The organism is Thioalkalivibrio sp. (assembly GCF_041690275.1).
Taxonomy (GTDB): Bacteria; Pseudomonadota; Gammaproteobacteria; order Ectothiorhodospirales; family Ectothiorhodospiraceae; genus Thioalkalivibrio.
Genome location: NZ_JAWLHP010000053.1, coordinates 1 through 21,551, shown reverse-complemented (window position 1 = coordinate 21,551; position 21,551 = coordinate 1). Strand labels below are relative to the sequence as shown.

Below are 21,551 nucleotides of genomic sequence, written 5' to 3'. Positions count from 1 at the left end.
GGGGGCCTCGTAGGAGCGGCTTCCAGCCGCGATTCCCCACCGGACAAAGGGCATCCCGGCCGGGAGGCCGCTCCCACAGCGCCTGCTGCTTCGGCGGCGGGGTTTGGGGCTCAATCGCCGGCGGGGCGCTTGCGGATCTGCTCGCGTTCTAGGCTGTAGATCGCGCGGAGCAGGGTGCGCTCCACTGACTTGTCCAGGTCGATGAACCGCGCTCCGGTGCGGATCGACTTGTGGGCGTGCTCCTGCTGCATGTAGCGGATCTCGGCGGTACAGCGGACTGTCTGTCCCTCGGGCAGGTCCAACCTGCGCACCGCGACGACGTCCAGCGGTGACAGCGGGCAGTCCGGGGCGAGCTGCACCCCGAAGCCGCCGAGCGAGACGTCCAGCAGGCGGCCGGTGACCTCGAGGCGCTCCTCCTCCAGCACCAGCTGCACCCGCAGTTCCAGGCTGCGCGGCACGTAGGCCCGGAAGAAGGCGCGGCGCTGCAGGTATTCCACCTCCAGCGGCATCGCAACGCGGTAGAAGGCGATGTCGTCCTGCACCGCGACATCCGCCACTTCCGCGGTGAAGCGGGTGGGCACGCCGCCGAGCACCCCCATCACGCGCAGCCGGGTGCCGATGGCCACGCGCCGGTGTCCCCTGTCCGGGGCCAGCTCGTCCAGCACGAAGATGCCCACCGCCCGGTTCACATCGAGGATGGCGGTGGAGTACCAGTCCTCGTCGCCCTCCGGCTTCGCGCTCAGCAGCACCCGCCGCTCCCACAGGCTCTGCAGCATCCGGTGCACGCGCGCCGGGTCGGTGATCAGTTCCCGATTGGGCCGGCTCTCGAATCGGCCGAAGTCCGCGGGTTCCGCCGGGCCCATCACCGTTGTCCCGCGCAGGCGGCAGGGGGCATGCGCAGGCGGGAAGGGGGCAGGACGGCCGGCGGCAGCCGGCGCCGGGACGAGGGCCCGGAGGGCAAGCGGTCAGGCCTGTGAGATCGAGCGGGGCGCACTGCTCGCCACGGTTCGGCCGCGGGGATCGTAGAGCTCGGTGCGCGTGTCTTCGCCGCGGAGGATGTGCAACGCCTGCTGGACCTGGTGCTGCTGGGTCTGGACCAGGCCACCGTTGATCTGGTTGTGGCGTCGGCAGCGCTCCATCGAATCCTGGAGCCGTTCCCAGAGGGGCCGGATGCGCCCTTCCAGGTCCCAGGCCCGCAGGCAGGCCTCCATGCCCGGCGTGTCCGCGGCAAAGCCGCCCGAGTGCAGCAGGGCCGCCTGTTCCCGCGAGACTTCTTCGAGGCCCTGCACCGCCTGGTGCTTGGCGTTCACCGCCTGCTGCAGCGCATCCACATCGTGGGTGGACAGGGACCGCGTCTCGCGCTCGAGCGCCGCCTCCAGCAGCACGGACTCGCGCACCGCCCGGTTCAGCAGTTCGTGCAGCCGGTCAGCCGCTGCGCCGGTGTCGGCCATCGGATCAGCGGACCTTTTCCATCGCGATCAGGCGATCGGCGATGCGCTCGGCATTGATCTCGTAGCGACCCTGATCGATCGCCGCCCGGATCTGCTCCACGCGCTGGGTGTTGACCGCCGGCTGCTCGCTCACGCTGCGGGTCAGGTCGCTCAGCCGGCGCGCGGTGTCGGTCAGGGTCACGCGATCACCGCTGCCACCCTCGTCCCTGCCCGGCTCCGCGCCGCCGCTGCGCACCCCGGCGTTCTCCGCGACACTGCGGCCCTCGCCCGTCGTGCGGGGCTGGGTTGGCGTCAGGTTGTTCTTGATATCGATTGTCATCTTTGATTCCTCGGGCCTATGCTCCGACCTCTGCTGGACCCTGTATCGGCCGCGGGCCGCAAATCCTTAGCGTGAAACTCCTCTCTACCCCCGTCGCGGGCCGCGATTGGGCGTAGGGTGGGCCAAGCGCAGCGGGCCCACCATCCCGGCCATCCCGGCCGTGTCGGTCTGTGGTGGACACACTTCGTTTTGCCCACCCTACGGTCCTCTTTCATGGTCAGGGGTGGTGGCCGCCCGCGATGACCGTTAGCGCGGAGACCCGGCGATGGCGCCGCCCAGCCCGCGCAGGGCGTTCGGCTACATGCTAACACCCACCACCCCATGAGACAGTACCCGCGCCTCGATGATCTTCTCCGACGACAGGTTGCGCACCCGGACCCGCTCGCCCAGCGCCCCGTCGCCCAGTGCCTCCGCCTGGACCCGCACCGCCACCGGGCCCGTCTCGGCCAGCAGCAGCACGCGCTGGCCACGCTCGACCAGGCGCGGCGGTTCCACCATCTGCGGCGTCAGCACCGTCCCGGCCTGCAGCGCGCGGCGCAGCACCATGTCCCGGGCCTCTTCCAGATTACCGAGGTAGCCATTACCGAGCCGGCCGACGTCCCGCCTCTCCAGCCGCAGGTGGGCGGGCTGCAGCACGCTTCCCCGGGGCAGCGGCTGGCCGAGCACGACCACCTCGCCGTGGACCTCGATCTGAACCGGCACGTACAGCGTCCAGGACACCGGGCCATGGCAGCGCACGCCGACCGTGGTGTTGCCCGCGGTGCGGGTGCCCGGTGCGGTGAAGGCCTCGAGCCCCTCCTCGCAGGCGCGCAAGCGCAGCCGGTCGTCGAGCGGACCCGCGGTCACCGAGACCTCGAAGCCCGCGCCATGGGCCTCGGCGGCAGTCGCCTCCATGAAGGCCGTGGCCGCCGCCAGGATGTTCTGCTGCGGCTCCTCGGCCGCGGCCCCACTGCCGGCCAGCAGCAGGAGGGCCGCCAGCAGCCGCCCGGTCCTGAGATTGTGCCTGCGCCGATACCCCATCGGGCCGTCTCCGGTTCATCTCGATGCGTTTGGCCGGTCCCCGCCCGTCGGATTTCTGGCGGGACCGGTCCCTACTGGAGTTTTATGCAACCGACGTGCCATCGGAGCGACCGCGGGGTCCATCTGGCCCGCAGCGAGCAATCCAGCCGGCATGTTCGAAATCCATGCCCTATGGATCGCCACGTCGCCTCGCTCCTCGCGATGACGGGTGAAACAGACTAGTGGGCCATGCGGAAAGTTCGGTACCAGATCGCTTCGCCAGAAGCGCCGGCGCTGCGTTGGGCAAGTTTGAAATAGGCCCACTATTCCTGCACTTGCCCGCCTTGCTCCGGCCCTTCTGGCTGTGCTCCATAGTCACCGAACTTTCCGCATGGCCCACTAGAGGAAGTTGAACAGCGACAGCCGCTGCACCTGCACGAAGGTCTGCTGGGCCGCCTGCAGCGCGGTCTGCTGCAGGTTGAAGCGGCTGATGGCCTCGGCGTAGTCGAGGTCGCGGGTCTCGGACAGCGCGGTCCGGACCTGCAGCAGCTGGTCCTCGTTGATCCGGTTCTGGGTCTCCACGGTCTTCATGCGCCCGCCGAGGTCGGTGCGGACCTCCAGCAGGTGCCCGAGGGCCTGGTCGAGGTCACCGAGGCCGCGTGCCATCGCGTCGTTCAGGCCCTCGCGGCCCTCCTGGTCGCTGACCGGGGCCTCCAGGGCCTCGACGATCCGGGTGTAGGTCTCGAACAGGGGCTGCAGGTCCCCTTCGTCATTCGGAACATCCACGAAGACCCGCTCACCGGAGTCGCCGACCGGCACGGTGCGCGCCGGGCTGATCTGCACCGCGCGCTGACCGTCGTCGCCCTGGTACGCCACGTTCCCGTCTGCGTCGACCTCGAAGGGACGCGTCCACGAACTCAGCCCGGCGAACAGGTATTCGCCATTCGCGTCGCGGGTATTCGCGAGCTGGACGAGTTCGTCCCGCGCCTGGCGGATCTCGCCCGCGATCATCGCGCGGGTCTCGTTGGTCTGGCTGCCATTGTTGCCCTGCACCACCAGCTCGCGCACGCGCTGCAGCCCGTCCACCACCGAACCCACCACGGTCTCGCTGGTGCGCAGCCGCTGCTCCAGCGACAGGCTGTTGCGCGCGTACTGCTCGAGCTTCTCGACCGCGCTGGTCAGCTGCAGCGACTGCACCGCGCCACCGGGATCGTCGGACGGGCTCAGGATCCGCTGGCCGGACCCGAGCTGCATCTGCGTTCGGGAGAGGTCCTGCTGGCTGCGCTGGATGGAGTCGAGCCCGTTCTGGAAGACCTGGGTTGTGGATACGCGCATCGCCGTTACCGCCTCACCGCACCGAGCAGTGTGTCAAAGAGGGTTCCGCTCACGGCAATCACCTGGGCGGCCGCCTGGTAGGCCTGCTGGTAGCGCAGCATGTTGGCCGCCTCCTCGTCCAGGTTCACGCCGGAGATCGATTCCCGCTGGTTCCGGGCCTCGTCGAGCAGACGCGACTGCGCCTGCGCGGAGACCTCGGCCTGCCGGGTCCGGGTCCCCACCTCGCCGATCATCGCGTTGTAGGAGCCCTCGAGGGTGGCGGTGTCGCCGGACAGGAAGCGGGCGTCCTGCAGACCGGCCAGCCTCAGCGCGTTGGTGTTGTCGCCGACCGGAATCGCGGTGTCATCGTCGCCCGCGTCCGCCGCGGCGATACCGCGGGGATCGTCAATCGCGGTGCCAATCTGCGCCGCGGCGGTGCGCGTGGGCCGGATCAGGAAGCTCTCGCCCTGATCCAGTCCGCTGGTACCGATGCTCAGACCCGCCACCACCAATTCATTACCGGGATCCGACTCGCCGACCACCCGGTTGCTGGAGGTGTTTCGCAGCTCCCACTGGTCCCCGTTGAAGCGCAGCCGGTAGTCGTCGCCGGTGAGTTCACCGACGTCGCCGATCGCCACCGCGGGCAGCGCACCGGAGCCGCTGCCCCGGACCTCCACTGCGGGCTCGAGGAAGAAGGGTCCACCCGGCTCCCCATTCAGGTCCCGGCCCGCTGCGTGCTGCGCATTGAACTCCCGCGCCAGCCCCTGGGCGATCAGCCCGAGATCGTTCTGCGCCCGGTCCAGCAGGGAACCGCGGACCTCCAGCAGCGCGCCGAGACGGCCGCCGGTCATGAACCGGCCGATGTCCGCCACCGCGCCGCCGGATCCCGCGAGGCCGACATCGACCTGCAACGGATCCTCGCCCAGTGGCCGGGCGACGAGCTCGGAGGCGTTGCTGCCGATCACCAGGCTCTGGCCATTGCCCGCGAAGACGTTGAGCGCACCGTCGTCCTGGGCCACGGTGGTCACGTTCACGTGTTCCGCCAGTTCGCGCACCAGCCGGTCGCGCTGGTCGAGCAGGTCGTTCGGGGCGGCACCGCCGGCGCGGCCGGTGGCCGCAACGATGCCGGCATTCACCTCGGCCAGCGACTCCGAGATCCCGTTGATCTCGTCCACGGTGGTCTCGATCTGGCCGTTGACCAGCGCGCGCTGGTCGTCCAGCTGCTGGTGGAGGGAGCCGAAGCGGCCGGACAGGGACTCCGCCTCCGCGATCATCACCTGGCGTGCCGGCACGGAGGTGGGATCGGTCGCCACGTCCTGCGCGGCGGCAAAGAAGCGCTGCAGTCCGGCCGCCAGTCCGGAATCGGGATTCGCGAGCAGGGAGTCGACCCGTTTCGCGTAGTCGTGCAATACCGAGGACTGCTCGTTCGAAGAGGTCGCGGTGCGCAGCTGGTTCTCCACGAACTGATCGAAGACGCGGTTCACCCCGCCGACCTCGACGCCCTTGCCGATATAGGCGTTGCCCGCGAACTGCGGCTCACGCGTGTTCAGGTCCACGCGCTGGCGACTGTAGCCCTCGGTGCCCGCATTGGCGATGTTGTGGCCGGTCGTCGACAGGCCGCGCTGGAATGCGGCGAGACCGGAGGTGCCGATGCTCAGGATATCGCTACCCATTGCGGCGCTCCCGGCAGTCCCGGCTGGAGACCCTCAGGCTGTGCATACCGTGCTCCTCATCATCCACTTGTCGGCCCGGCGGTATCGGGCTTGAGTCCAAGGGCCTGCGGCAGGGTGCCCTGCCCCAGGATGTCCAGGATCTTGTCCGCGTAGGCCGGATCGGTCGCGTAGCCCGCGGACTGCAGGCCCTGCAGGTAGCCCTCCGCATCGCCGGCCCGGGCCAGCGCGGTGCGGTAGCGCGGGTTGCCCTGCAGGAAGTCCACGTAGTCGGCAAAGCTGGCCGCGGGACTGTCGTAGGCGCGGAAGGCCGCGCGCTCCCGTTCCGGCACCCCGTTCACGTATTCGAGCGTGTTCACGTGCACGCGCGGGCCCGTCCAGCGGGCATCGGCCTTGATCCCGAAGAGGTTGTGACTGCTGGACCCGTCGGCATGCGCCATCACGTGCCGACCCCACCCGGTCTCCAGCGCCGACTGCGCCAGCAGCACCTCGGGCGCGACCCCGAGCGCGGCGCCGGCCTGCTCCGCATGCGGCCGCAGTTCCCGCACGAAGGCCTCGGGCGACTCGGGACGCCAGGGGCGGCCCGGTGCCGGCGCCTCTGCGTCTGCCGTCGGGGCGTTGCGGACCACGGCCTCGGCCGGCCACGCCGCCGTTGCCGGCACCCGTCGCTCGGGCATGCGCAGCTCCTGTGCGCCGCCGGCCTCGCCCCGGCCCGGGGCGAGATCCCGCAACAGGGACTCGCGCAGACCGATGCCCTCGCCCTGCGACATCTCCAGCGCGATCTGCTTATCGAACATCTCCCGATAGAACTGCACCCCGTCCCCGTCGATACCGCTGTCCACCGGCATCGCGTCGCGCATGCTCTTCAGCATCATCTGGATGAACAGGGCCTCGAACTGCCGCGCCGCGGCATCGGCCGCCTCCGGGGACTCCTCGCGGGCCATGCGCCGCAGGTCGGCCAGGCCCTGGAAGTCCGTGCTGGTGTAGGCGGCGGAGAGGTTGGCATTCATGGAACGGGGTCCTGGTCCGGGATTCCGCGGCCCGCTAGATCACGATCAGCTGGGCCCGCAGCGCGCCCGCCTCGCGCAGGGCCTCGAGAATGGCCACCAGGTCGCCGGGTGCCGCGCCCACCCGGTTCACCGCGCGCACGATCTCGTCGAGGGTCACCCCGGGCCCGAACAGGAACATCGGGTTCGCCTCCTCGACGGCCTCGATCTCGGTACGCGGCGTCACCACGGTCTCGCCACGGCCCAGCGGAGCCGGCTGGCTGACGTCCAGCGACTCGGTGATGGTCACGGTCAGGCTGCCGTGGCTGACCGCCGCCGCGGTGACGGTCACGTTGCTGCCGATCACCACCGTGCCCGTGCGCGAGTTCACGATCACCTTCGCCGGGGCCTCCCCCGGCTGCACCCGGATGTTCTCCAGCACCGACACGAAGCTCACGCGCTGGCCCGGGTCGAGCGGCGCGCGTACCCGCACGCTGGAGCCGTCCAGCGGCCGGGCGGTGCCGCCCCCGAGGGCGTCGTTGATCGCGTCCGAGACCCGGTTGGCGGTCGTGAAGTCGGAACGGTGCAGGTTCAGCGTCACGCTGTCGCCCTGGGCGAAGGGGCTGGCGACCTCGCGCTCCACGGTGGCGCCGTTCGGGACGCGACCCACGCTGGGCACGTTCACGGTGATGCGCGAACCGTCGCGACCCTCGGCGCCCAGCCCGCCGACCACCAGGTTGCCCTGCGCCATCGCGTAGGTCTGACCGTCCGCGCCCTTCAGCGGGGTCATCAGCAGGCTGCCGCCGCGCAGGCTGCCCGCGTTGCCGATCGAGGACACGGTGATGTCGATGGTCTGCCCGGGCTTCGCGAAGGGCGGCAGGTCCGCGTGGATCATCACCGCGGCGACGTTGCGCAGCTGCGGGTTCACGTCCGGCGGCACCGTCACGCCGAGGCGGCCGAGCATGTTCTTCAGGCTCTGCACGGTGAACGGGGCCTGGGTGGTGCGGTCACCGGTGCCGTCGAGTCCCACCACCAGGCCGTATCCGACCAGCTGGTTGTTGCGCACGCCGCCGATGGAGGCGAGGTCCTTCACGCGCTCGAGGCCCTGGGCCTGCGCCGTAAAGACCGGCGCGAGCAGCAGCACGGTCGCGAGCGAGAACAGCACCATCGGGAGCCTGGCGGTCAAGCGTTGGAAGGGCATCGTTTTCGACTCCTCAGAAGGGCCAGAAGGGGCTGCTGAAGAAACGCGTCAGCCAGCCGGGCTCGTTGCTGTCGGCCAGGGTGCCGCTGCCGCCGTAGGCCACCTGCACGTCGGCGAGCTGGGTGGACAGCACGGTGTTGTCGGCGCGGATGTCGACCGGCCGCACCACCCCGCGCAGGCGGATGTATTCCTGGCCCTGGTTGATCCGGATCCACTTCTCGCCCCGGATCACCAGGTTGTCGTTGGCCAGCACCTCCGCCACCGTCACGGTGATGTTGCCATCGAGCTGGTTGCTCTGCGCGCTGTCGCCCTGGCCGCCGAAACTGCGCGAGTTCTCGATGCGGTTGTCGAGGATCGGGCGGCCGTTCACGGTCACGTCGCCACCGAACAGCGTCGGACCCGGCAGCTCGATGCTGCTGTCCTTGCTGGTGCTGGTGTTCGCGGACTTGCGGGCCTGAGTGCGCTCGACCAGGCGCACGGTCAGGATGTCCCCGACCTGCCGGGCCTTGTCGTCGTCGAAGAGTCCGCTCCGCTGGCTCACCTGGAAGATCGCGCCGTTGTTGTGTTCCGGTGGCACCGGGGCCGCGGGCGCAACCGGCTGGAAGGCCGGGTCGTCGCCGCGCACCGCCCCGTGCGGTCCGGAGGCGCAGGCACCGAGCAGCAACGGCAGCAGCAGCGCCAGCAACAATCGTGTGTTGGTTCCCCATGGGGCGGTCATCGCGGCAACTCCTATCGGCCGAGGTTGTTGTTCACGTACTGCAGCATCTGGTCGGCGCTGGAGATCGCCTTGGAGTTCATCTCGTAGGCCCGCTGGGTCTCGATCATGCTGACCAGCTCCTCGACGGTGTTCACGTTGGAACCCTCGAGGAAGCCCTGCACCAGCCGGCCACGCCCGTCGAAGCCCGGGGTTCCGGTCTGGGGGGCACCGCTCGCGGCGGTCTCGGTGAAGAGGTTCTGGCCGATCGGCTGCAGTCCCGCCGGGTTAATGAAGTCGGCGAGCTGCAGCGCGCCGACCTCGATCGGGGCCGGGTTGCCCGGTACCAGCGCGCTGACGGTCCCGTCCTCCCCCACGGTGACGCTCGATGCGCCCTCCGGGAGCACGATGCCCGGCAGCACCTCGTGGCCGGCGGCCGTGACCATCTGACCCTCGCTGTTCAGCTGGAAGCCGCCGTCGCGGGTGTAGCCGAGATTGCCGTCCGGCAGCAGCACCTCGAAGAAGCCGCGGCCTTCGATGGCGACATCCAGCGAGTTGTCGGTCTGCGTCATGTTGCCCTGGGTGAAGGTCTTCTCGGTGGCCACCGTGCGCACCCCGGTGCCCAGCATCAGGCCGGATGGCAGCTCGGTGTTCTGGGCCGTCTGCGCGCCCGCCTGCCGGACCGTCTGGTAGATCAGGTCCTGGAACACCGCGCGGTCCTTCTTGAAACCGGTCGTGTTCACGTTGGCCAGGTTGTTCGAGATCACGGACATGCGCGTCTGCTGCGCGTCGAGTCCGGTCTTGGCAATCCACAGGGCCTTGTTCATGAGTACGTCCCCTTGTCGGTACTTCGTTGTGCCGGCACCGTCAGCTCAGGCGCAGCAGACCCGCCGAGGCCGCGTCGTTGTCCTCCGCGGTCTTCATCATCTTCACCTGCATCTCGAAATGCCGTGCCAGGTCGATCATCCGGACCATCGCATCGACGGTGTTCACGTTGCTGGCCTCCAGCATGCCGCTGACCAGGTTGACCCCGGCATCCGGTGGCTGCTCCAGCCCCTCGGCATGACGGATCAGCCCGTCCGTGCCGCGGACCAGCTCCGCCGGGTCCGGGTTGACCAGCTTGATGCGGTCGACACGGGCCAGGGTGTTCGCCTCCTGCCCGAGTGGCTGGATGCTGATGGTGCCGTCGGAGCCGATCTCCAGGGTCTGGAAGGGCGGAATCGCGACCGGGCCGCCGTCTCCGAGCACCGGCAGCCCGGTGCCCGTGGTCAGCTGGCCCATCGAGTCCACGCGCAGGTCGCCGGCCCGCGTGTAGGCCTCGCCGCCGTCCGGCGCCTGGACCGCGATCCAGCCGCGGTCCTGGACCGCCACGTCGAGGTCGCGCCCGGTCGCCTGCAGCGGCCCGGGACTCAGGTCCACGCGCATGTCCTCGGCCACCGCGTAGGTGCGGGTCTCGTGCACCGGTCCGCTCACGTGCCGGCTGGAAAACGCGTCCAGCGAGGCCTTGAAGCCGGTGGTGCTGGCGTTGGCCAGGTTGTCCGTATTGCGCGCCTGCGCCAGGGCCGTCTCCCTGGCCCCGGACATCGCGACATACAGCATGCGATCCATGATCGGCTACCCCGCCTAGCGAATGTTGATGATCGTCTGGGTGACGGTATCGGCGGTGGAGATCACCTGGGCATTGGCCTGGAAGTTGCGCTGCGCGGTGATCAGGTTCACCAGCTGTTGCGCGATGTCCACGTTGGAGGCCTCGAGGCCGCCCGACTGGATCATGCCGAGGCCGCCCTCGCCCGCCTCGCCCCGAATCCTCTCGCCCGCCGCGAAGGTCTCGCCCCAGACGTTGTCGCCCATCTGCTGCAGCCCCTGGGGATTGGCGAAGTCGGCCAGCGCGACCTTGCCGAGCGACTGCGCCTGCCCGTTGGTGAAGCGGGCAAACACGACCCCGCCGGCGTCGATGTCGATGCCGCTCAGGCTGCCGGTGCTGAAGCCGTCCTGGCTCAGGCTGGTCACGCTGAAGGAGTCGCCGAACTGCGTGGCCGCGCCGAGATCGAAGCTGATATCGAGGTCTTCCGCCCCGTTGTCCAGCGGGTACGCGCCGAAATTCAGGAGCGCGTCGCTCTCGAGTTCTCCGCGGCTGTTGAAGTTCAGCGGCTGCGCGTCGCCGACCTGTGTCCCGTCAACTCCCAGATAGGCATTCCATTCGCCCTCCGTGGGATTGGCGCTCCGGAAATAGAGCGTGGCCTCCTGGGACTGACCCAGCGAATCGTACGCGGTCACCGTCGTCGAATGGTTGAAGCTCGTCGGGTCGTCGATGGCAAAGGGGCTGGTCGGGGGTTCGGCTCCCGACGGCAGATTGAGCTGGGCCTCGACCCGTTCGGTAGCGCGCGGCGGCGCCTCGGAGGTGTCCAGTCTCAGGTCTTCCATGCTGGAGAGATCGAAGGAATCCAGGGCCTCGCCCTGCTGCGGATAGACCTGGAGGCGATGCCCCTGGTTGTTCACCACGTTGCCGTTGCGGTCCACCTCGAAGTTGCCGGCACGCGTGTAGGCCGGTGTCCCGGCGTCGTTGAGGATGAAGAACCCGTCCCCGCTGATCGCCATGTCCAGGTTCTTGCCGGTGGAGTCAATGTTGCCCTGGGTGAACTGCTGGTTCACCGCGGACAGACGCACACCGGAGCCGACCGCGGTCTTGCTGACGCCGCCCTGGGACACCGCGAAGACGTCGGCGAACTCGGCCCGGGATTCCTTGAAGCCCACCGTGCCCGAGTTGGCGATGTTGTTGCCGGTGGTGCGAAGGTCCGCGGATGCGGCGTTCAGGCCGCTCAGTGCTGTACGAAATGACATGTCCTGTCTCCTGTGCAATGCGCGATGGAACGGAGGTCCCGCGGACCCCGTCAGCCGATACGTCGTACCTTGGAAAAGTCGATCTCGCCCAGGCCCTGGACCGTGAGCGTCAGCGAGCCGTCCCGGTTGCCCAGCGAGACGCTCTCGACCCGGGACGCGAGGAACATCTCCAGCGCCTCGGTGCGGCCCGCGTCCCGGGTCTCGGCGCGGAATTCGTAGACGCCCGCAGGGGCGACCTCGCCGGACTCGTCGCGGCCGTCCCACCGGAACTCGGTCAGACCCGCCTCCTGCGGCCCCAGCGCCATGCGGCGCACGAGTGCACCGCTGGCGTCGTAGACGCCGACCACCAGATCGCTGGTGGAGGACGGCAGCTCGGCCGCGCCCCACTGGCCCTGTGCCGGATCGACGATCGACATCTCCACCGGGACCATCACCTCGCGATCCACCAGACCGGCCGCCTGCAGGGCCTGCCCGGAGTAGACCGACCCGGTCAGGTCCTGAAACGATTTCTGCAGGTCCTCGATGCCCGAGACCGTGCCGAACTGCGCCAGCTGGCCAAGGAATTCGCCGCTCTCCATCGGCTGGAACGGGTCCTGGTTCTCCAGCTGGGTGGTCATCAGCTCCAGGAAATCGCCCTGGCCGAGCCGGTCCTTGCCCTTCTCCGCGGGCGACGGCTCCCGGGTGAGTCCCAGATTTGCCAGCAGATCGTTGTCAATCGCGCTCATCACTCACCCCGCTCACTGTTGTTGCCCCAGCTGCAGCGTGCGCAGCAGCAGCTGCCGGGTGGTGTTCATCACCTCGACGTTGTTCTGGTAGGAACGCGACGCGGAGATCATGTTGGCCATCTCCTCCACCACGTTCACGTTGGGCTTGTACACGTAGCCCTCTTCGTCGGCGAGCGGGTGCTGGGGCGCATACTCGGCCCGAGGCTCGGCCTGGCTCTCGAGAACGCCGGCGACCTGCACGGAGGCGGTGCCATTGCCCCCCCCGATGTCCTGCAGTACCGATTCGAAGACCGGGTGCCTGGCCCGGTAGGCCTGGTCCGGGGTCCCGCTCGTGACCTGGGCATTGGCCATGTTGCTGGCCACCGTATTGAGACGGACCGACTGGGCGCTGAGCGCCGAGCCCGAGACCTCAAAGAGTTTGAACAGGTTGCTCATTGATTGTTACCTCCACCCAGGGCGTTGCGGAGACCGCGGAAGCGCGCGTTCAGGAAGTCCAGACTCGCCTGGTACTGCACCGCATTCTGGGAAAACGCGGCCTGTTCGAGCTGCGGATCCACCGTATTGCCGTCCAGCGACGGCTGGCTGGGGACACGGTACTGCGGTTCCATCCCATGCCCCGCCGCGCCCGTGGAAATGTGCGCTGCGTGGGTACGCCGAATCGCCAGGCCCTGGCCCTGCTGCACGTCTCCCAGCGCGGCCCGGAAGTCGATGTCCCGCGCCTTGTAGTTCGGGGTGTCCGCGTTCGCGAGATTCGACGCCAGCACTTCCAGCCGGCGGGAGCGCACCTGCAGCGCTTCCGCGTGGATTCCGAGGGCCTTGTCGAAGGAAAGGGCCATGGCACAACACCTCATAGCGAGTCTGCCGAATCAGAAGCAAAGCATGTGCCAATTATTAAAAACCCGGATTTCAGTAGCTTGCGTTATCCACGCACGACAACACGGCGCCGAGGCGGCAAGATTCCGCCACTTCGGGCCGGGCACCCCGCTGCGGCAACGAAGTCTTGACGCCTGCGGGGCGTGCAAGAACGGGGGGAGGAACGGGGACAGATTCGAGGAACGGGGATAGATTCATGAATCTGTCCCCTTGCGGTGTTTGCCTCCTCTGCCCGCCCGGGACCCTCCGTTGCGGCAGGTTCATGCCCCGCCATGCCGGCCCCTGCGGCAAGGCCTTGCCGCAGCGGAGCGCATCGGCAGGCGCGGGCGTCCGCAGGGCGGTACCCCTCCCGTCCTCCCGACCGGCGACTCAAGTTTCCCGGGACAGCGCCGCCAAGCCCCACGTAGCCCAGACAGCCACGCTGACATGGAGAGGAACCATGGAAGAACGCCAACTGCCCGCCGCCGTCTCGACCCTTCCCGCGTATCACGAGATCCCCGAAATGACGGCTGGCGCCGCGCTGCTGGGTTTCCTGCCGGCCTTCCGCGACCTGGAGACCCAGGAGGTTCATCTGTCGGTGAACGAGGACGGCAAGCTGGCCTCGGTGCACCTGCTGGAGAACCTGCCGGACCACTGGGTGATCGAACGCGACGAGGCCGGGCGCATCACCGAGCTGAAGGACGGTATCGTCGCCGGCTTCATGCGCCACGAGCATTTCTACACCCGGGCCGACCTCGCGCGGCTGCCCTGGGACGCCTGAGGCCCCGGCGTCAGTCGGCGATCCGTTCCAGGCTCAGGAAGCGGTTGCGATCGTCGCAGCGCAGCAGGAACTCTCCGCTCACGCCCTGCGCGGTCACGTGCGGCCGCAGCAGGCGTGCCGGCATCTGGACGCTGGTGCCGTCCCGGGCCGTTGCCAGCAAGACGCTGGCGTCCCCGCGGTAATAGAGCATCATCTCGGCGGGGGAAATCGAGAGCCGCAGCCGGAATTCCCTCATGGTCCGCGCGCTGCCTCCCCGCGCCCGCCCGCCTGCCGGGAGGCGGGCCCGGCGCCCCGGAGCCCGAGCGCCGGGGGCAGCGCAGCGGGATCACTCGGCCGGTCCGGCGATGTGCCCATGCGCCTTCTCCGCATGGCCACTGACCGACCCGGCGGCCCTGCGCATCGCGGCAGGGCGTGCCGGGGAAATTCGGGACCTGACAGCAAAAAGGCACCCCGGAGGGTGCCCTTGCAGATGATGTGGCGGAGCGGACGGGACTCGAACCCGCGACCCCCGGCGTGACAGGCCGGTATTCTAACCAACTGAACTACCGCTCCGGATCTGGGAAGATTCTCTCTGGTGGGTGCTGACGGGATCGAACCGCCGACATTCGCCTTGTAAGGGCGACGCTCTACCAGCTGAGCTAAGCACCCCTAAGTTGATCAACCTTGAGCTGAGCAACCTGGGAAAGCCCTCTAGTTTACGCGATCCTTCAGGGCTTTGCCAGCCTTGAAGGACGGGGTCTTCGAGGCCGCGATCTGGATCGTCTCGCCGGTACGGGGGTTGCGACCGCTCCGCGCCGGGCGCTCACGAACCATGAAGGTGCCAAAGCCCACCATGGACACCTGCTGGCCCTCGGAGAGGGCATCCCCCACGACGCTCGTCATGGCATCAATCACCCGGCCCGCCTGGGCCTTCGGTACATCAGCTTCTTCGGCAATGGCTTCGATCAGTTCGGACTTGTTCATGCGCAGGATTCCTTTTTATGCATGTTGTATTCGCAAGCAGACGACGGCCAGTCAGGGATGGGACGGCAAAACCCACCCGATGCCGCCCGGTAACAGTGTGTCGTTGCTCCCCTATTCTTGTATTGCGGCCTGGAGATGGCAAGCGCGCCACCGCAGGCACTGTTGGGCGCAAAAAAATCGGCCGCAAACGAATCATAGACGTCTGAGGCCGATTTTTACACGGTTTGCCGCGTCTTTCAGTGGTGGCGCACGTTCCTGCGCCGGGACTCGCCGCCGCGCTTGGTCACCTCGGGCACCTTCGGCGAGGGCTCGCTGTTCACTGCCTCCGGCATCTGGGTCAGGGCCACCGACAGCACCTCGTCGATCCAGCGCACCGGACGGATGTCCAGCTTCGCCTTGATATTCTTGGGAATATCGACCAGGTCCTTCTCGTTCTCCTCGGGAATGAGCACGACCCGGATGCCGCCCCGGTGCGCCGCCAGGAGCTTTTCCTTCAGCCCCCCGATCGGCAGGACCTGGCCCCGAAGGGTGATCTCGCCCGTCATCGCCACGTCGGCGCGCACCGGGATGCCGGTGAGCGCCGAGACGATCGCCGTGCACATCCCGATGCCGGCACTGGGGCCGTCCTTCGGCGTGGCGCCCTCCGGCACATGGATGTGCAGGTCGGACTTCTCGTGGAAGTTCTCCGGCAGACCGAGCGCGTCCGCGCGGCTGCGCACCACGGTGAGGGCGGCATGGATCGACTCCTGCATCACATCGCCGAGCTTGCCGGTCTGCAGGGTCTTGCCCTTGCCGGGCACCACCGAGGACTCGATCGTCAGCAGTTCGCCGCCGACCTCGGTCCACGCCAGGCCGGTCACCTGTCCGATCTGGTCGTTCTCCTCCGCGAGCCCGAAGCGGAAGCGCCGGACCCCGAGGTAGCGCTGCAGGGTCTTCGGCGTGACCTGCGTGGTCTTCGCCTTGTCCTTGCCCAGCAGGCGCTGCTTCACCACCTTGCGGCAGATCTTCGCGATCTCCCGCTCCAGCGCGCGCACGCCCGCCTCACGGGTGTAGTAGCGCACGATGTCACGCACCGCCGGATCGCCGATCTGGATCTCGTCGTCGGACAGGCCGTTCGCCTTGATCTGTTTTCCGATCAGGTAGTTGCGGGCAATGTTGACCTTCTCGTCCTCGGTATAGCCGGACAGGCGGATGACCTCCATGCGGTCCAGCAGCGGACCGGGGATGTTCATGCTGTTGGCGGTGCAGACGAACAGCGTGTCCGACAGGTCGAAGTCGACCTCCAGGTAGTGGTCGCTGAAGGTGTGGTTCTGCTCCGGATCCAGCACCTCGAGCAGCGCGGACGCCGGATCGCCGCGGAAGTCCATCGCCATCTTGTCGATTTCGTCGAGCAGGAACAGCGGGTTGCGCACGCCCACCTTGGACAGGTTCTGCACGATCTTGCCCGGCAGCGAACCGATGTAGGTCCGGCGGTGGCCCCGGATCTCCGCCTCGTCGCGCACGCCGCCCAGCGCCATGCGGGAGAACTTCCGGTTGGTCGCGCGCGCGATCGACTGACCCAGCGAGGTCTTGCCGACGCCCGGCGGACCCACCAGGCACAGGATCGGTCCCTTCATCTTGCGCACGCGGGACTGCACCGCGAGATATTCCAGGATGCGCTCCTTGACCTCCTCGAGCCCGTAGTGATCCTCGTTCAGCACCTTCTCCGCCGCCCCGAGGTCCTGGCTGACCTTGGTCCGCTTCTTCCAGGGGACGTTGACCAGCCAGTCGATGTAGCTGCGCACGACCGTGGCCTCCGCCGACATCGGCGACATCATCTTGAGCTTGTTCAGCTCGGCCGTTGCCTTCTTCTTGGCCTCCTTCGGCATTCCGGCCTTCTCGATCTTGCGGGCCAGCTCCTCGGCCTCGTTCGGAGCGTCCTCGAGGTCTCCCAGCTCCTTCTGGATGGCCTTCATCTGCTCGTTCAGGTAGTACTCGCGCTGCGACTTCTCCATCTGCTGCTTCACGCGGCCGCGGATGCGCTTCTCGATCTGCAGCACGTCCATCTCGCCCTCGATCTGCGCGATCAGGTGCTCGAGGCGGTCCTTCACGCTGTCGATCTCAAGCACCTTCTGCTTCTCGTCGAGCTTCAGCGACATGTGCGCGGCGATGGTGTCCGCGAGCCGGGAGGCATCGTCGATGCCGGCGAGCGAGGTCAGGATCTCCGGCGGCACCTTCTTGTTCAGCTTGATGTACTGCTCGAAGAGGTTCAGGGCCGAACGCGAGAGGACCTCCATCTCGCGTTCCTCGGCACCGGGTTCTTCTTCGACCAGGCGGATCTGGGCCACGAAGTGATCACCCTCTTCGCCGAGATCCATCACCCGTGCGCGCTGCGCCCCCTCGACCAGCACCTTGATGGTGCCGTCGGGCAGGCGCAGCAGCTGGAGGATGTTGCCCAGGGTGCCGATCTCGTGCAGGTCCTTCCCCGACGGCTCGTCGATCTCCGCGCTCTTCTGGGCGATCAGCAGGACCTGCTTGTTGTCCGACATCGCGGAATCCAGCGCGCGGATCGACTTTTCGCGGCCGACGAAGAGCGGGATCACCATGTGCGGATACACGACCACGTCGCGCAGGGGCAGCACGGAAACCCGCTTCACCGGCGATTCCACGTCGTTCTGGGAGGGGGTGGTCTTCTGAGTCATGGGATACCCTCGGGGGTCGGCTGTCATTGAATGTCGAAGTCTTGGGACGCCTGCGCCGAATTCAAGGACGGGCACAGGTGGTGCCGGGGATCTTCCCGGGCGAGCGCCGAATCCGTCTCTGGAATGGACCGGCCTTCGGCGCGAATGTTCGACCCGGCGCGGGACACACCGGGTGGTCGGGAAACCGCGATCGATCGGGCCCGTTGCTGGCAGCGAAGCGCGGCCCCGGTGCGCAGGGTGCCAGCAACGGCCGCTCAGGCCAGGCCGGTGCCGGGACGAAGCGTCCACCCGGCATGGAGGGGATCAATCTCTTTCCCGGTTATCACGAGTGCTCCGCCGTTGGGGAACGCCATGCCGACCGCAACACAGCGACGCGACCCTTCGCGCGCGGGGCGCGCCCCTGCGCATCGTGGCCCCGTGGGGCGCCGCTCGCGCGCGAGCAGGACGGGCGGACCGGCGCCTCCCCGGACCTCAGGAATCCGAGGCCGCCTGCTTCGCGAAATTGGCGTTTTCGTAGATCAGATAGGGGTCTGCGTCGCCCCGGATCACCGCCTCGTCGATCACCACCTTGCTGACGTTCTCCATCGACGGCAGCTCGTACATGGTATCGAGCAGGATGTTCTCCATGATCGAGCGCAGGCCGCGTGCGCCGGTCTTCCGGTCCATCGCCTTGCGCGCGATCGCGCCGAGGGCGTCCTCCCGGAACTCCAGCTCCACGCCCTCCATCTCGAACAGGCGCGCGTACTGCTTCACCAGCGCGTTGCGGGGCTGGGTCAGGATCGTAACCAGCGCGGGCTCGTCCAGTTCCTCCAGCGTCGCCTGCACCGGCATGCGGCCGACGAACTCCGGGATCAGGCCGTAGCGCACCAGGTCCTCCGACTCCAGACGGGTCAGCCAGCCGGCCCCGGAGAGGTCCTTGTCCTTCGCCCGCAGCTTCGCGGAAAAGCCGATGCCGCCCTTCTCCGAGCGCTGCTGGATCACCTTCTCCAGGCCCGAGAAGGCCCCGCCGCAGATGAAGAGGATGTTGCGGGTGTCCACCTGCAGGAACTCCTGCTGCGGGTGCTTGCGTCCACCCTGGGGCGGCACCGACGCCGTGGTGCCCTCGATCAGCTTCAGCAGCGCCTGCTGCACGCCCTCGCCCGACACGTCGCGGGTGATCGACGGGTTGTCCGACTTGCGCGAGATCTTGTCGATCTCGTCGATGTAGACGATCCCGGTCTCCGCCTTTTCGACGTCGTAGTCGCTCTTCTGCAGCAGCTTCTGGATGATGTTCTCGACGTCCTCGCCCACGTAGCCCGCTTCGGTCAGCGTGGTGGCGTCGGCGATCGTGAACGGCACGTTCAGCACGCGCGCGAGCGTCTCTGCGAGCAGCGTCTTGCCGGAACCGGTGGGGCCGATCAGCAGGATGTTGGACTTCGACAGCTCGACGTCGTCCTTCCCGGACTTCGCCTCCAGGCGCTTGTAGTGGTTGTAGACGGCCACCGACAGGATCTTCTTCGCGGAGTCCTGGCCGATCACGTATTCGTCGAGGATGCCGCGGATCTCCCGGGGTTTCGGCAGCGAGTCGCGCTCGGCGTGACTCGCCTCCTGCATCTCCTCGCGGATGATGTCGTTGCAGAGCTCCACGCATTCATCGCAGATGAACACGGAAGGCCCGGCAATGAGTTTCCGCACCTCGTGCTGACTCTTGCCACAAAAGGAGCAATACAGCAGCTTGCCGTCGTTGCGCGGGGATTTTTCGTCGCTCATCCGTTTGCCTCGGTATGCAAAACTTGCAGGTTCAACATGCCCCGTTTACCACCCCGATGCAAGCGAGCGGCCAACCCATCGGGTTGGACAGGCTATTTTTTCGGTTTTGCATCGCGCTGTTCCAGAACATGGTCGATCAGCCCGTATTCGCTCGCCTCCGGCGCGGTCATGAAGCGGTCGCGTTCGGTGTCGGCGCGAATGGTCTCCACCGACTGTCCGGAGTGCCGGGCCAGGATCTGATTCAGCTCCTCGCGGATCTTCAGGATCTCGCGGGCGTGGATGTCGATATCGCTGGCCTGACCGTGGTAGCCCCCCAGAGGCTGGTGGATCATCACCCGGGAGTGGCGCAGGCAGTAGCGCTTGCCGGCCGCGCCCCCGGCCAGCAGCACCGCGCCCATGCTCGACGCCTGACCGACGCAGAGCGTGCTGACGTCGGGCTTGATGAACTGCATGGTGTCGTAGATCGCCATGCCGGCGGTAACCGCCCCGCCGGGGGAATTGATGTACAGGTTGATCTCCTTGTCCGGGTTCTCCGACTCCAGAAACAGCAGCTGGGCCACGATCACATTGGCCATGTAGTCCTCGACCGGCCCGACACAGAAGACCACGCGGTCCTTCAGCAGACGGGAGTAGATGTCGTAGGCACGTTCCCCGCGGGAGGTCTGCTCCACGACCATGGGCACGAGGTTCAGGGCCTGGGTATGCTGGGCCCCTGCACCGGCAGGCGGTTGCGTCATTCGTTCGTCTCCTTGTTGGGATTCATCAGCGCGTCGAAGCTGCCGGGCTTTTCGGTGACCTGCGCCTTCTCGAGCACCCATTCCACCACCTGATCCTCGAGCACCAGCGATTCCAGCCCGGCCATCGCCTGCGGCTGGGACCGATAGTGCCGCTTCACCTCTTCGGGTTGCTCGTAGGTCTGGGCAACGGTCTCGAGTTCCGCCTCGAGACGCTGCCGATCGAGCTCGATCTTCTCGGCGTCCAGGATCGCCCGCACCACCAGACCGAGCCGCACCCGGCGTCCGGCCTCTTCCTCGAACAGGGAATCCGGCAGCGGCTGTGTCTGGCTGGCGCCGCCGAAGCGCTGCTCGGTCTCGGCACGGAGACGATCGATCTCCTGCTTCACCAGGCTCGCGGGTAGCTCGAAGTCGTGCTTCTCGACCAGCGCGTCCATCACCTGCTGCTTAACCAGACCCTTGATCTTCTGGGCCAGTTCCCGGCCCATGTTGGCCCGGACCTCCTCACGCAGCTTCTCCACGTCCCCGTCCGCGATGCCGAAGGCGCGCGCGAAGTCCGCATCCACCTCGGGCAGGCGCGGTTCCTCCACCTTGTGCACCTTCAGCGCGAACTGCACGGTCCGCCCCTTCAGGTTCTCCGCGGGGTAGTCCTCCGGGAAGGTCACGTCGATGGTCTTCCCGGTTCCCGGCTCCACGCCGACCAGCTGGGACTCGAAGTCCTTCAGCAGCCGCCCGGCACCGACCTCGACCGCGAAGCCCTCGGCCTGCCCGCCCTCGAAGGGCTCACCGTCCAGGGTGCCGTTGAAATCCAGGGTCACGCGGTCGCCCTCGGCGGCGGGTCGCTGAACCTCGACCCATCGCTGCTGCTGGCGGCGCAGGGAGTCGATCACCCTGTCCACATCCGCGGAATCGATCTCGGCGACGGGCCGTTCGATCGTCACATCCGACAGATCCGCCACCGAGACCTCGGGAAACACCTGGAACGAGGCCACGTATTCGATCGGCTGACCCGGCTCCATCGCCTTCGGCTCGATGTTCGGCCCGCCGGCCGGCATCAGCCCCTCCTGTTCGATCGCCTCGCGGAAGCTCTCCTGCAGGGCCTCGCCCAGGACCTCCTGGAACACACCCGCGCCGTAGCGCTGCTGCACGATCTTCAGTGGGACCTTGCCCGGTCGGAAACCGTCGATCCGAACCCGCCGGCTCAGCGCCCGCAGACGCTTCTCCACCTCCGAGTCAACCCGGTCGGGGGGAAACTGCACCGTCATCCTGCGGTCCAGGGCGCCGGTGGATTCGACAGAAACTTGCATCAGATGGCCTCGTGTAAGATCTGGGATTCGGTAGGGAAGTCCGCGTGACCCGCACCTTCGGGCGTGGTCAGATGGACGGCATGGTGCGAAAGGAGAGACTCGAACTCTCACGGGTTTCCCCACTGGAACCTAAATCCAGCGCGTCTACCAGTTCCGCCACTTTCGCGTAGCTGTGTTGAAGATGACCCGCCAGTTTAGCGCGTGGCGGGTTTTACGTCACTCCGGGCTCGGCCAGCCCCCTGCGGGCACGGGCCCTTGTGGGAGCGGCCCCTGCGGGAGCGGGC

Annotated in this window: 22 protein-coding genes and 3 tRNA genes; 1 reads left to right on the top strand and 24 read right to left on the bottom strand. The window is 67.7% G+C overall.

The genetic code is table 11. From position 1 onward, the window contains the following. Positions 1–110: 110 nt before the first annotated feature. The 15 genes from ACESMN_RS10695 to flgB all read right to left on the bottom strand — a co-directional run bounded on the left by ACESMN_RS10695 (position 111) and on the right by flgB (position 13,036). Positions 111–863, bottom strand: coding sequence for a flagellar brake protein (locus ACESMN_RS10695; protein ID WP_373053586.1), 753 nt, complete (start codon positions 861–863; stop codon positions 111–113). Between the two features lie 102 nt (positions 864–965). Next, positions 966–1,451, bottom strand: a complete 486-nt coding sequence (locus ACESMN_RS10690; protein ID WP_373053585.1) for a flagella synthesis protein FlgN — start codon at positions 1,449–1,451, stop codon at positions 966–968. A 4-nt stretch (positions 1,452–1,455) separates the two neighbouring features. After that, positions 1,456–1,770 (bottom strand): flagellar biosynthesis anti-sigma factor FlgM, encoded by a 315-nt coding sequence (gene flgM / locus ACESMN_RS10685; RefSeq protein WP_373053584.1) that lies wholly within the window; start codon positions 1,768–1,770, stop codon positions 1,456–1,458. Between the two features lie 297 nt (positions 1,771–2,067). Continuing rightward, the gene (flgA, locus tag ACESMN_RS10680; RefSeq protein ID WP_373053583.1) at positions 2,068–2,790 is read right to left on the bottom strand and encodes a flagellar basal body P-ring formation chaperone FlgA; all 723 of its coding nucleotides are present in this window, start codon (positions 2,788–2,790) and stop codon (positions 2,068–2,070) included. Positions 2,791–3,168: 378 nt separating this feature from the next. Continuing rightward, positions 3,169–4,104 carry a flagellar hook-associated protein FlgL gene (flgL, locus tag ACESMN_RS10675; protein ID WP_373053582.1) on the bottom strand — a complete coding sequence of 312 codons (936 nt, stop codon included), beginning with the start codon at positions 4,102–4,104 and terminating at the stop codon, positions 3,169–3,171. A 5-nt stretch (positions 4,105–4,109) separates the two neighbouring features. After that, entirely contained in the window at positions 4,110–5,756 is a 1,647-nt protein-coding gene (gene flgK / locus ACESMN_RS10670) for a flagellar hook-associated protein FlgK (protein ID WP_373053581.1), read from the bottom strand. 59 nt (positions 5,757–5,815) lie between these two features. After that, a complete protein-coding gene (flgJ, locus tag ACESMN_RS10665) occupies positions 5,816–6,763 on the bottom strand; it encodes a flagellar assembly peptidoglycan hydrolase FlgJ (RefSeq protein WP_373053580.1) in 948 nt (315 codons plus the stop codon). A gap of 34 nt (positions 6,764–6,797) precedes the next feature. After that, a complete protein-coding gene (locus ACESMN_RS10660) occupies positions 6,798–7,940 on the bottom strand; it encodes a flagellar basal body P-ring protein FlgI (protein ID WP_373053579.1) in 1,143 nt (380 codons plus the stop codon). Positions 7,941–7,953: 13 nt separating this feature from the next. Then, entirely contained in the window at positions 7,954–8,658 is a 705-nt protein-coding gene (gene flgH / locus ACESMN_RS10655) for a flagellar basal body L-ring protein FlgH (protein ID WP_373053578.1), read from the bottom strand. Positions 8,659–8,669: 11 nt separating this feature from the next. Then, positions 8,670–9,461, bottom strand: coding sequence for a flagellar basal-body rod protein FlgG (gene flgG, locus ACESMN_RS10650; RefSeq protein WP_373053577.1), 792 nt, complete (start codon positions 9,459–9,461; stop codon positions 8,670–8,672). 40 nt (positions 9,462–9,501) lie between these two features. Beyond that, on the bottom strand, positions 9,502–10,242 hold the full coding sequence (gene flgF / locus ACESMN_RS10645) for a flagellar basal-body rod protein FlgF (RefSeq protein WP_373053576.1): 741 nt from the start codon (positions 10,240–10,242) through the stop codon (positions 9,502–9,504). Between the two features lie 15 nt (positions 10,243–10,257). Then, positions 10,258–11,475, bottom strand: coding sequence for a flagellar hook protein FlgE (flgE, locus tag ACESMN_RS10640; RefSeq protein WP_373053575.1), 1,218 nt, complete (start codon positions 11,473–11,475; stop codon positions 10,258–10,260). 50 nt (positions 11,476–11,525) lie between these two features. After that, the gene (locus tag ACESMN_RS10635; RefSeq protein ID WP_373053574.1) at positions 11,526–12,200 is read right to left on the bottom strand and encodes a flagellar hook assembly protein FlgD; all 675 of its coding nucleotides are present in this window, start codon (positions 12,198–12,200) and stop codon (positions 11,526–11,528) included. A 12-nt stretch (positions 12,201–12,212) separates the two neighbouring features. Then, positions 12,213–12,635 (bottom strand): flagellar basal body rod protein FlgC, encoded by a 423-nt coding sequence (gene flgC, locus ACESMN_RS10630; protein ID WP_373053573.1) that lies wholly within the window; start codon positions 12,633–12,635, stop codon positions 12,213–12,215. Next, positions 12,632–13,036, bottom strand: a complete 405-nt coding sequence (gene flgB, locus ACESMN_RS10625) for a flagellar basal body rod protein FlgB (protein WP_373053572.1) — start codon at positions 13,034–13,036, stop codon at positions 12,632–12,634. The genes flgC and flgB overlap by 4 nt, the downstream gene beginning before the upstream one ends. 476 nt (positions 13,037–13,512) lie before the next feature. Between flgB and ACESMN_RS10620 the strand changes: the two genes are divergently transcribed. Further along, positions 13,513–13,833 (top strand): hypothetical protein, encoded by a 321-nt coding sequence (locus tag ACESMN_RS10620; RefSeq protein WP_373053571.1) that lies wholly within the window; start codon positions 13,513–13,515, stop codon positions 13,831–13,833. Between the two features lie 10 nt (positions 13,834–13,843). Here ACESMN_RS10620 and ACESMN_RS10615 read toward each other — a convergent pair whose 3' ends face one another. From ACESMN_RS10615 to ACESMN_RS10575, 9 genes are all read right to left on the bottom strand, one after another. After that, positions 13,844–14,068, bottom strand: coding sequence for a DUF2835 domain-containing protein (locus tag ACESMN_RS10615; RefSeq protein ID WP_373053570.1), 225 nt, complete (start codon positions 14,066–14,068; stop codon positions 13,844–13,846). 240 nt (positions 14,069–14,308) lie between these two features. Beyond that, a tRNA-Asp gene (locus ACESMN_RS10610) sits at positions 14,309–14,385 on the bottom strand. Between the two features lie 20 nt (positions 14,386–14,405). Beyond that, a tRNA-Val gene (locus ACESMN_RS10605) sits at positions 14,406–14,481 on the bottom strand. Between the two features lie 42 nt (positions 14,482–14,523). After that, positions 14,524–14,796, bottom strand: a complete 273-nt coding sequence (locus tag ACESMN_RS10600; protein ID WP_373053569.1) for an HU family DNA-binding protein — start codon at positions 14,794–14,796, stop codon at positions 14,524–14,526. 236 nt (positions 14,797–15,032) lie between these two features. Further along, positions 15,033–17,477, bottom strand: coding sequence for an endopeptidase La (gene lon, locus ACESMN_RS10595; RefSeq protein WP_373053568.1), 2,445 nt, complete (start codon positions 17,475–17,477; stop codon positions 15,033–15,035). 471 nt (positions 17,478–17,948) lie between these two features. Continuing rightward, positions 17,949–19,226, bottom strand: coding sequence for an ATP-dependent Clp protease ATP-binding subunit ClpX (gene clpX, locus ACESMN_RS10590; protein ID WP_373053567.1), 1,278 nt, complete (start codon positions 19,224–19,226; stop codon positions 17,949–17,951). A 92-nt stretch (positions 19,227–19,318) separates the two neighbouring features. After that, on the bottom strand, positions 19,319–19,963 hold the full coding sequence (gene clpP / locus ACESMN_RS10585) for an ATP-dependent Clp endopeptidase proteolytic subunit ClpP (RefSeq protein ID WP_373053566.1): 645 nt from the start codon (positions 19,961–19,963) through the stop codon (positions 19,319–19,321). Further along, the gene (tig, locus tag ACESMN_RS10580; RefSeq protein WP_373053565.1) at positions 19,960–21,267 is read right to left on the bottom strand and encodes a trigger factor; all 1,308 of its coding nucleotides are present in this window, start codon (positions 21,265–21,267) and stop codon (positions 19,960–19,962) included. The genes clpP and tig overlap by 4 nt, the downstream gene beginning before the upstream one ends. 81 nt (positions 21,268–21,348) lie before the next feature. Continuing rightward, positions 21,349–21,433: transfer RNA gene (locus tag ACESMN_RS10575), tRNA-Leu, on the bottom strand. Positions 21,434–21,551: the final 118 nt, after the last annotated feature.